This window comes from uncultured Cellulomonas sp. (assembly GCF_963527515.1).
Lineage (GTDB): Bacteria > Actinomycetota > Actinomycetes > Actinomycetales > Cellulomonadaceae > Cellulomonas.
Window position 1 is genome coordinate 24146 of the sequence record NZ_CAURTV010000034.1, and the last position, 10133, is coordinate 34278.

At 74.1% G+C, this 10133-nt stretch carries 10 protein-coding genes; 6 read left to right on the top strand and 4 right to left on the bottom strand.

The annotated features are described in order from the left end of the window. Positions 1-5: 5 nt before the first annotated feature. Positions 6-791, bottom strand: coding sequence for a fused MFS/spermidine synthase (locus RYN42_RS10305; protein ID WP_315095787.1), 786 nt, complete (start codon positions 789-791; stop codon positions 6-8). A gap of 182 nt (positions 792-973) precedes the next feature. On the opposite strand from RYN42_RS10305, the gene RYN42_RS10310 reads away from it, so the two are divergent. From RYN42_RS10310 to RYN42_RS10320, 3 genes are read left to right on the top strand one after another with little or no spacing between them, the layout of a single operon-like run. Continuing rightward, positions 974-1444: an SAV_6107 family HEPN domain-containing protein gene (locus tag RYN42_RS10310; protein WP_315095789.1), complete on the top strand. Its 471-nt coding sequence runs from the start codon at positions 974-976 to the stop codon at positions 1442-1444. Between the two features lie 34 nt (positions 1445-1478). Beyond that, positions 1479-2753 carry a DNA polymerase IV gene (dinB, locus tag RYN42_RS10315; RefSeq protein WP_315095791.1) on the top strand — a complete coding sequence of 425 codons (1275 nt, stop codon included), beginning with the start codon at positions 1479-1481 and terminating at the stop codon, positions 2751-2753. Between the two features lie 40 nt (positions 2754-2793). After that, a complete protein-coding gene (locus RYN42_RS10320; RefSeq protein WP_315095793.1) occupies positions 2794-3192 on the top strand; it encodes a DUF3040 domain-containing protein in 399 nt (132 codons plus the stop codon). Here RYN42_RS10320 and RYN42_RS10325 read toward each other — a convergent pair. Genes RYN42_RS10325 through RYN42_RS10335 form a run of 3 tightly spaced genes read right to left on the bottom strand, consistent with a single transcriptional unit; the run spans position 3137 to position 7667 of the window. Further along, positions 3137-5422 (bottom strand): DUF3488 and transglutaminase-like domain-containing protein, encoded by a 2286-nt coding sequence (locus RYN42_RS10325; RefSeq protein ID WP_315095795.1) that lies wholly within the window; start codon positions 5420-5422, stop codon positions 3137-3139. The genes RYN42_RS10320 and RYN42_RS10325 overlap by 56 nt on opposite strands. Continuing rightward, on the bottom strand, positions 5419-6666 hold the full coding sequence (locus tag RYN42_RS10330) for a DUF58 domain-containing protein (protein ID WP_315095796.1): 1248 nt from the start codon (positions 6664-6666) through the stop codon (positions 5419-5421). Before RYN42_RS10330 ends, RYN42_RS10325 begins: the two co-directional genes overlap by 4 nt. Beyond that, positions 6666-7667 carry an AAA family ATPase gene (locus RYN42_RS10335; protein ID WP_315095798.1) on the bottom strand — a complete coding sequence of 334 codons (1002 nt, stop codon included), beginning with the start codon at positions 7665-7667 and terminating at the stop codon, positions 6666-6668. The genes RYN42_RS10330 and RYN42_RS10335 overlap by 1 nt, the downstream gene beginning before the upstream one ends. Before the next feature lie 369 nt (positions 7668-8036). On the opposite strand from RYN42_RS10335, the gene mraZ reads away from it, so the two are divergent. From mraZ to RYN42_RS10350, 3 genes are all read left to right on the top strand, one after another. Next, positions 8037-8513: a division/cell wall cluster transcriptional repressor MraZ gene (gene mraZ, locus RYN42_RS10340; RefSeq protein ID WP_315095800.1), complete on the top strand. Its 477-nt coding sequence runs from the start codon at positions 8037-8039 to the stop codon at positions 8511-8513. A 148-nt stretch (positions 8514-8661) separates the two neighbouring features. Further along, entirely contained in the window at positions 8662-9675 is a 1014-nt protein-coding gene (rsmH, locus tag RYN42_RS10345; RefSeq protein ID WP_315095802.1) for a 16S rRNA (cytosine(1402)-N(4))-methyltransferase RsmH, read from the top strand. Further along, a complete protein-coding gene (locus tag RYN42_RS10350) occupies positions 9672-10079 on the top strand; it encodes a hypothetical protein (RefSeq protein WP_315095804.1) in 408 nt (135 codons plus the stop codon). Before rsmH ends, RYN42_RS10350 begins: the two co-directional genes overlap by 4 nt. The last annotated feature ends 54 nt before the right edge of the window (positions 10080-10133 follow it).

The following is a 10133-nucleotide window of genomic DNA, read 5'->3' on the forward strand; positions in this document are numbered from 1 at the left end:
CTTCGTCATGCCGGCGGGTCGGCGAGCGGCAGCGCGCTCCCCACGAAAGCGGCTGCCTCGGGGCCCTGCAGAAGCCGTGCGGGCGCCGGCAGGCTCCGGACGGCGCGGGCCAGCGAGGGGGAGCCCAGCAGGTCGGGGTCGTCCGTCGCGACGAGCACCACGTTGCCGTACCCCCGTCCGCGCAGCAGCCCCGGCTCGGCGATCACGGCGACGTCGGTGAAGGCCTCGCGCAGCGTCGCACCCTCCGCGCGTGCGCCGGCCAGGGGAGGCCGGTCCGCGCAGTTGACCAGGTACACGCCACCCGGGCGCAGCACCCGCACCACCTGCGCCACCATCTCCCGTGTGCGGACGTGGTCGGGGGTGAGGTCACCGGCGAAGACGTCACGCACGACGACGTCGGCGGCGGAGTCGGCCAGCGAGGTGAGCTGCTCGCGCGCGTCGCCCGCGCGGATCCGCAGCGCCGGGGCGCGGGGCAGGTCGAACCAGCCGCGGACCAGCTCGGGCAGTGCCGTGTCGAGCTCCACGGCGAGCTGGTGGGACCCCGGCCGCAGCGCGTCGACGGCCCGGGCCAGGGCGCAGCCCGCGGCGCCGAGGTGGACGACGTCCAGCGGCCCGCCGACGTCCCCGACGCGCTCGATGACCGCCGCCATCTGCTGCATGTACTCGAACACCAGCCGCGTCGGGTCCACCAGGTCCAGGTGGGAGCTGGGCACGCCGTTGACCAGCACGGTGACGCCGTCGGGGTCGTCCGGGTCCCGGGTGAGCTCGACCGTCCCCGTGGGGATGGCCACGGGACCGGTGGGCCACGGCGATCGGGCGGCAGGCCGTGTGGGTGCTCGGTGCGAGGCTGGGCTGCGTCGGGCGGAGCGGTCGCGGGCGGCCATGGCACCCACGCTACGGGTCCGGCGCACTTGACGGCTTCGAACATGTGTTCGACAATGGATCGAGACGACGCGTGGAAGGGGACGGCGGGATGGACCAGCAGCTCGAGCAGCACGGCACCGGCCGACCCGCGCAGGACGCACCGGTCCCGGCGCGCGTCCTGGAGCTCCTGCGCCGGGCGGACGCCGAGCTGCTCGCGGCCCAGTTCTCCTCCGAGCCCTGGGAGCAGCTGTCCCACGCGCACCTCGCCGCCCTGCGCGCGGGTGCCGCGGTGGTCGCGGCCCGGGGGACTCCCTCGGGACGCCGGGCGCCGCGCACGGTCTGGAGCATGCTCGCGGTGGTCGCACCGGAGCTGGGCTCGTGGTCGACGTACTTCGCGGAGGCGGCAGCGCTGCGTTCGGCCGTGGACGCCGGGCGGTTCGAGCTCGTCGGCCCGGAGCGGGCCGAGGAGGCGGTGTGCGCGGCGGAGGACTTCGTCGACGCCGCACGTGAGCTCGTCCGCGGTGGGACCGGGGCGGTGGCGGGCCGGACGTTCAGCATGCGCGTCCAGCGGGCGTCATGACGGTCTCGGACGCTCCCGACGTCCCGGCGGAGCCATGAGCCGCGGACCCCGGTCCTCGGCGGCGACGAGGAGCTGGGGTCAGGAGGAGGTCGGCTGCTCGATCCTGCACGTGGACATGGACGCGTTCTTCGCGTCGGTGGAGCTGGCGCGGCGGCCCCAGCTGCGCGGGCTGCCGGTCATCGTCGGTGGGGCCACCCGCGGCGTCGTGCTGGCGGCCACCTACGAGGCACGGGCGTTCGGCGTCCACTCGGCCATGCCGATGGCGGTGGCGCTGCGTCAGTGCCCGCAGGCCGTCGTCGTGCCGCCGGACCACCACGCGTACCACGAGGTCTCCACGGGGGTCATGCAGCTGCTCGGGGACATCACGGCACTGGTCGAGCAGGTCAGCGTGGACGAGGCGTTCCTCGACGTGGCCGGGGCGCGTCGCCGGCTCGGGCCGCCCACGGTCATCGCCCAGCTGATCCGCCGGCGCGTCCGGGAGCAGTTCGGCATCACGTGCTCGGTCGGCATCGGGTCCACTAAGTTCGTCGCCAAGCTGGCGTCCGGGCACGCGAAACCCGACGGCGTGCTGCTCGTCCCCAGGGCGGCGACGATCGACTTCCTGCGCGTGCTGCCCGTCGGAGCCCTGTGGGGGGTGGGTGAAAAGACGGAGGCCGCGCTGGCGCGGTGGGGGATCCGAACCGTGGCGGAGCTGGCCGACAGCGACGTCGCCACCGTCCAGCACGCGGTCGGCAGGGTCGCGGGAGCCCACCTGTTCGACCTGTCGTGGGGACGGGACCCCCGGCCGGTGCGCCCGGGCCGGGAGGAGAAGTCGATCGGGGCCGAGGAGACGTTCCGCACCGACGTCCCGGACCTGGTCGTGGTGCAGGAGAAGGCCCGGGAGCTGGCGGACAGGTGCGCGGCCCGGCTGCGCAGGAACGGCCTGGTCACACGCACGATCACGGTGAAGATCCGCACGTCGGACTTCCGCACCCTGACGCGGTCCCGGACGCTGATGACGCCGACGGACGTCGGCCGCGAGCTGTACCTGGCCGCCCGGGAGCTGCTCGCCGGCGTAGATCTCGGGGGCCTGCCCGTCCGGCTGGTCGGGGTGCGCGCCGACGGGCTGTCGCCGGCGGCCGCGACCATCCGCCAGCCGACCCTCGAGGAGGCGGCGGACGAGCCCGTCCGCGCCCGCAGGGACGCCGAGCGTGCCATGGATCAGGTGCGGGAGCGGTACGGTCGGGCCTCGATCCAGGCCGGGGTCCCTCAGGCTGGGGGAGTATCCTCCGGCTCGACTACCACCTTCGTTCCGGCGGATCTATCCTGAGCCGGAAGACAGGTCCACACAGCTGACAACGGGGGTCAGGATGCCTCTCTCGGAGTACGAGCAGCGCGTGCTCGAGCAGATGGAACGGCAGTTGACCTCTGACGATCCTCGACTCGCGAACACGCTGACCCAGCGCGGGCACCGCCCGCTCAGCCGATACGTCATCGCGGGAGTCGGTGCGTCCGTCGGTCTGCTGATGCTCGTGCTCGGAGCCGCGAACAGCCTTCCGTGGCTCGGCGTCATCGGTTTCGTCGTGATGTTCGCCGCGGTCGCCTACGCGTTCGCGGCACCTCAGCGCGCGGGCCACCGTCCGGGGCCGCGCGGCGTGGTGCAGAGCGACGGCAAGATCAAGCCCGCCACGCGTCCCGCTCGCAAGAGCAGCCTCATGTCCCGTCTCGAGGAGCGCTGGGAACGGCGTCGCGGCGAGGGCGGTCGCTGAGCAGGCTCTCCACGCCGCCCATCAGCTCGTCCACCCACCCGGCGAGCACCGCGGGATCCACCTCGGGCTGCTCGCGCGCGTAGCGCTCGCGCTCGACCGATCGGGCCAGCGACTCCAGCGCCTCGGCCGGTGATCCCGTCAGGGACGCTCCCGCGACCGTCCGCAGCTGCTCCTGCACCGACGCGACCACGGTGCGGGGCGTCTCGGCGTCGGTCCAGGTGACCCCCCGCGCCCCGAGGCGGCGCCGGGCGCGCAGCCAGGCCCGCTCGGGCGTCAGGTCGGCCAGGAAGCGCGCGCGCCGGCGGAAGAACGTCAGCCCCAGGGAGGCGACGGCCAGCACGATCGCCACGGTGATCGCCACCGGGATCCACGCCTGGCTCTCGTCCTCGGCCCCGCCGCCGGACGACTGTGCGCCCGGCGCCGTGGACGCCGTGGCGCCCGGGCCGGGCAGCGGGACGAGGTCGTCGGGCTGGCTGGCGGGCGCGGAGACGCCGGCGAAGGGGTCGGCCCACCGCGGAGGAGCGTTCGACTGGACGGCCGGCGTCGGCTCGAACCTGACCCACCCGAAGTCCTCGAAGAACAGCTCGGGCCAGGCGTGCGACTTCTGCCCGGAGACCAGGTAGCCACCGTTGCGGTCGGACTCGCCGGGCAGGAAGCCGACCCCCACGCGCGCCGGGATGTCGAGCGTGCGGGCCATCATCGCCATCGAGGTCGCGAACTGGACGCAGTACCCGCGCGTCGACTGCAGGAAGTCCCAGACGGCGTCGTCGGACCGGGAGGGGGCCACGCGCGTGTCGTAGGTGAAGTTGGTCGTCGCCCGGAAGTACGTCTGCAGCGCCATCGCCTGCTCGTACGGCGTGCCGGCGTCCTGCGTGAGCTCGCGGGCGAGCGCGCCGACGTCCTCGCTGTGGGTCGTCTGCGGGACCTCGAGCGAGGCGCCGTCGTCGCCGGGGTCGCCCACCTGGGCGTCGGCCAGGTCGTCCCTGGTCAGCGACGGGATCTCGACCTGCATGGTGTAGGTCATGCCGTTGAACGTCCCCCGGCGGCCCACCACCTCGTCGCGGGACGGGTCGTACTCCCAGGAGCCGCCCACCGCGACGGTCCGGGGGAAGGTGCTCACGGGGAGGCGCCGCTCGCGCAGGTTGGCCACCTCGAGCTGCACGTCGGCCAGGGTGCCACGGGTCGCGTCCGGCGTCGTGCCGCGGACGGCCGGGTCGGAGGAGAGCAGGGTGGCGGGGTCCCACCCGGTGAGCTCGAGCGAGTCCGACCGGTCCCAGGACCGGCCGTCGAAGGTGGACAGGGTGAACGCGCGCAGCGGACCGATGTCGTTGGCGGTGACGTTGGCCGGGCCGGTCGCGCTCGGGGACGGCTCCGGCTCTGCCGCGGGCTCCGTGGCGACGGGAGCGACGGTGTAGCGCAGGACGACCTGGGCGGACCGGCTGCCCAGGCTCTCGCGCAGGTCCAGGTCGTCGCTGAGCGACATCGGTCCGACGGGACCCGTGCCGAAGCTGGGCAGGCTCATGGTGGCCCAGCCGGGGAAGGCCGCGACGGCGGGGCCGGCCACGAGGGTGGCGACGATCAGGGAGACGGAGCACGCGACGGCGACGGCCGTCCTGCGGCCCCGGTCGCTGTGTGCCGTCGCAGGGGCGGCGCTCAGGGCCAGCAGGAGCAGGTAGAACAGGGCGGTCCAGCCGATCGCCCAGCCGCTGGCCGGGAAGCCGAGGATGATCGCCGGCACCCACAGGCCGGCGAACGCGACCCCGGACAGCGCGGGGGCACCGAGACCGATCGCCACGAGGTCGGCCAGGAGGAAGACGCTCACCGCACCGAGCACCACGAGGAGCTCGGCCGGTCGGACGCCCGCCATGGGCACCAGCGAGGCGTTGATGACCGCGACGCCCTCACGGGCGGTGGCCAGGACCCGCTCGAACGAGCCGGTGTCGGGGAGCACCTGGAGGCGTCCGGGGGGCGTCCCGTACCGGACCAGGATGGTCCCGACCGCCACGAGGGTGCCGGCGAGGGTGGGTGCCCACCAGGAGCGGGTGACCGCGCGGACGCCGATGACCACGGCCGCGACGACGAGGACGATCAGCCACGTCGCCACGAGCCAGCCGCCCCGCACGATGAGCCCGGTGAGCGCGAACAGGCTGGCGCAGGTGGCGGCGGCGACCAGGGCAGAGCCCAGCGCCGACCGCGGGCCACGGGGGATGCGCTGCGGCCGGCCGGTCACTGGGCCGACCCCAGGAGGCGCAGCCAGCAGTCCACGACGGGCTCTCCGGGGCTGACGCGGCAGGCCCGCCACCCGGCCCGGCGCAGCGCCTTGATGGTGTGCTCGGCCTCCACCTCGTGCGCCGGGGTGTCCGCGCGGACGACCGCCCAGGCCTGCGCGGTGTCGGCGACGTGCGCGAGCGCCGCGCGGGCCGACGGGCCGAGCGGTCCGAGGACGGCGAGCACGATCTCGCCGCCGGCCTCGCTGGTGTGCAGCAGGTGGGCGGCGGAGACGAGCTCGGCCTCGCCCTGCGCGGAGGTCCGGGGCGACTCGAGGTCGATGGTCCGGTCCAGCACCGCGCTGCGCGCGCCGGGGCCGGACCGGTCGTGCGCGAACCCGAGCGGGTGCGGGCTCGCGTTGTCGCGCAGGCCGCTGACGAGCCGGACGGGGTGGCCGGCATCGAGCATCGCGAGCGCCATGGAGGCGGCGACCGAGATGGACCACTCCAGGCTCGTCGCCCGGGCGGGCAGGTCCAGGAGCACCGAGACGGGCCGCATCCCCGCGCGCTCGTCGGAGCGGACCATCAGGGCGCCCTTGCGCGCGCTGCTGCTCCAGTGCACCCGCCGCAGGTCGTCGCCCTCCCGGTAGTCGCGCAGGGAGGCGTCGTCGGTCGAGGGGCTCCGCGCGCCGAGGGCCACGCGATCGGGCTCGCCCACCAGCACGTCGCTGGGCGTCGGCAGCGCGACGACGGCCGGCCACACCGACACCTCCGCCTGCTCGCCCAGCGTGGCGGAGGTGCGCACGACGCCGAACGGGTCGCTTCGGGTGACGACGAGCGGGCCGAGGGGCCAGCGACCCCGGCGCGCGGCCTGCACCGCGTAGTTGACGGTCACACGGCGTGGCGCACGGGACACACGCGCGCGCAGCGGGCGGCCGCCGGACAGCTCGGTGGCGGCCTGCTCCGCGAACTTCAGCCCGGCGAGCCGGACCCGGGCGGCCGGGTCGGTCGCGGCGATGACGACCTCGATCTGCGCCTCGTCGCCGGCGTGCACCGGGTTCGGGCTGGTCCGCCTCTGCACGGTGAGCCGGTGCTTGCCCCGGCCGGGATCGAGCACCCCGACGCCGACGGCCGCACCCACCACCAGCAGGAGCGCGAGCGTGCCGATGCGGACGAGGTCCACGGCGCCCAGCACCACGCCGAGCTGCAGCGCGACCAGGCCGGCGCCGGCGAGCGCCCAGCCGCGGGGTGTCGGGCGGAGGCGCATCAGCCGATGGCGCGTCGCGAGCGCGCGGTGCCCGCGGCCGAGGGGAGCGGCACCCGCTCGAGGATGTCGGAGACGATGTCGGACGTGCTGCGGCCCGAGAGGCGCGACTCCGTGCTGGGCAGCAGGCGGTGCGCGAGGACCGGGACGCCGAGCTGCTGGACATCGTCGGGCAGGACGTGGTCACGGCCGTCCATGGCGGCGAGCGCCTTCGCGGCCCGCAGCAGCTGGATGGCGGCCCGAGGCGAGGCGCCGAGGCGCAGGCCCTGGTCCTCCCGGGTGGCGGTGACGAGGTCGACCACGTACCGCTTGATGCCCGGCGCCGCGAACAGCCGGCGCGCGGTCTCGATGAGCGCCTTGACCTGGGCGGCGTCCGTCACCGGGCGGAGGGTGTCCAGCGGGTCGGACGTCTCCTGCAGGTCGAGCATGTCGAGCTCGGACTCGATGCTGGGGTAGCCCACGGTCAGCCGGGCCATGAACCGGTCGCGCTGCGCCTCGGGCAGAGGGTAGGTGCCCTCCATCTCGACGGGGTTCTGGGTGGCGACCACCAGGAACGGTCGGGGCAGGGGATAGGTGCGGCCGTCGACGGTCGCCTGCGCCTCCTGCATGCACTCCAGGAGGGCCGACTGCGTCTTGGGCGAGGCGCGGTTGATCTCGTCGCCGATGACGACGTGAGCGAAGACGGGGCCGGGGCGGAACTCGAACTCGTGGGTCTGCGACCGGAAGATGTTCACGCCCGTGAGGTCGGACGGCAGCAGGTCCGGGGTGAACTGGATCCGGCCCACCGTGCAGTCGATCGTCTTGGCCAGCGCCTTGGCCAGCGTCGTCTTGCCGACCCCGGGCACGTCCTCGAGGAGCAGGTGCCCCTCCGCGAGCAGCACGGCGACGGTCACGCGCACCAGCTCGGGGCGGCCGGTGACCACGCCCTCCACCGCGGCACGCATCCGTCGCGTGGTGTCGACGACGTCCTCGAGCTCGCTCGTCGACGGGACTGCCTGCAGCATGGCGCCTCCTTTGGCGGATCTGGCTCAGAGCCTAAAGGTCGTGCGCGCTCAGTTCATCGCCCATCGCCTCCCCACTTCGCTCCACCACCCACCCGGTCCAGCCGTGGGGGCCGCGACGCGCCGGGCGATTCGCCCGATCCCTCCGGAATCGAGGTCCGCGCGTCGCCTCCGACACGCCCCGCGGCGGTCGCTGGCGCAGATTGCCCTCCACTTCGCTCCACGCCGCTGACCTGCACTTTTACCGTCTCGATCGGGTGAATCATGCGGATCTCCGGTGGCAGGTGGAGTGAAGTGGAGTACCGTGGAGGCACGTGGTGAGGCGGGGAATGTCGCATCGGGACAGGCAGCAGGAGACCGGGAGGAGGCGTGGTGACGCATGAGTCGTCCGCCGGCGTCTTCGGCTCCTTCGCGCCCTTTCTCGGGACGTACACGCCGCGCCTCGACGAGAAGGGCCGCCTCATCCTTCCGGCCAAGTTCCGCAGCCAGCTCGCTCCGGGTCTGGTCATGACGCGCGGCCAGGAGCGCTGCCTCTTCCTGCTGCCCATGCAGGAGTTCCAGCGCATGCACGACCAGCTGCGCCAGGCCCCGGTGACCAGCCGCCAGGCCCGCGACTACCTGCGCGTCTTCCTGTCCGGCGCCAGCGACGAGCTCCCGGACAAGCAGGGCCGCATCTCCATCCCGCCCATGCTCCGCAAGTACGCGGGGCTGGAGCGCGACGTCGCCGTCATCGGCACCGGCACCCGGGTCGAGATCTGGGACCTCGCCGCATGGGAGACGTACCTGGCCGAGCAGGAGGCCGGGTACGCCGACACCGCGGAAGAGGTCTTCCCGAACGGTCCCTTCTAGACGCACTGGCCCACGGGCCGCCCGGTGAGACCTCCTCCCGAATCTCTGCCGCACTTCCCCGGTGGCAGAGGGTCGGTGGGGGATCTGGTCGGACGGCGGAGGGGCCGCCCGACCACACACTTCGTGCCACCTGGGGAGGGGAGCAGCGATGACCGAGCACACGCCTGACGACGCAGCCTCCCGCCACACCCCGGTGCTGCTGCAGCGCTGCCTCGACCTGCTCGCCCCGGCGTTCGAGGTCGACGGCCCGGTCATGGTCGACTCGACCCTGGGCATGGGTGGGCACACCGCGGGCGTCTTGGAGGCGTTCCCGCACGTGCGGGTGGTCGGCATCGACCGCGACACCCAGGCGCTGGAGCTCGCGGGCCGGCGGCTCGCACAGTTCGGCGACCGGTTCACGGGCGTGCACGCCGTGTACGACGAGATCGACGACGTCCTGGACAGCCTCGGCATCCCTTCCGTGCAGGGCGTGCTCATGGACCTCGGCGTGTCGTCCCTGCAGCTGGACGAGCGCGAGCGCGGCTTCTCCTACTCCGCGGACGCGCCGCTCGACATGCGGATGGACGCCACGACGGGGCAGACGGCGGCGGACGTGCTCAACACCTACGACGAGCGCGAGCTCGCGCGGATCCTGCGGGTCTACGGCGAGGAGCGGTTCGCCCCGCGCATCGCCCGGGCGATCGTCGCGCAGCGCGCCCGGCGTCCCCTGGAGCGCACCGGCGAGCTGGTGAGCATCGTGCGTGCCAACATCCCTGCCGCCACCCGCAAGACGGGCGGCAACCCGGCCAAGCGCACGTTCCAGGCCCTGCGCATCGAGGTGAACGGGGAGATCGAGGTGCTGGAGCGCGCACTGCCCCGGTCCATCGAGGCGCTCGCCGTGGGCGGCCGGATCGTCGTCGAGTCGTACCACTCGCTCGAGGACCGGGCGGTCAAGCGGGCGCTCGCGGTCGGGGCGACGTCCAGCGCACCGCCGGACCTCCCCGTCGAGCCGGAGACGCACGCACCGTTCCTGCGTCTGGTGACCCGCGGTGCCGAGGAGGCCGACGAGGCCGAGCTGGCGCACAACCCCCGGTCGCAGTCCGTCCGGCTCCGCGCCGCCGAGCGCATCCGTCCCACCCCTGACCACCTGTTGCCACGTCCGACCGGAAGGAGGGCAGCATGAGCGCCCAGTCCGCTGCCCGAGCATCTGCCTACCCGGCACCGTCCCGCCCGCGCCCGGCCACCGCTCCGGCGCCTCGGCTCCGCGTCGTCCGCGCCCCGGAGCACGCCCGCACCCGGGTGCCGTTCATCCTCGCCTGCATGGGCGTGCTCGCGGGTGCGCTCCTGTCGGCGCTGCTCCTCAACACGTCCATGGCGGCCAGCGCGTACGCCAAGTACGACCTGTCCAACGAGCTGGGCCGGCTGAACCAGGACGCGATGGGGCTGACCGCCGCGCTCGACGCAAAGGCGTCGCCCACGCAGCTGGCAGCCGCCGCGACCGCGCTCGGGATGGTGCCCACCAACGGCACCGGCTGGCTGCGGCTCGCCGACGGCAGCGTGCAGGGCGCGCCCGAGGCGGCGGGATGACGACACCGGTCGCGCGCCCGCGCGCCCGCACCCAGCAGAGCCGTCGCCCCGCAC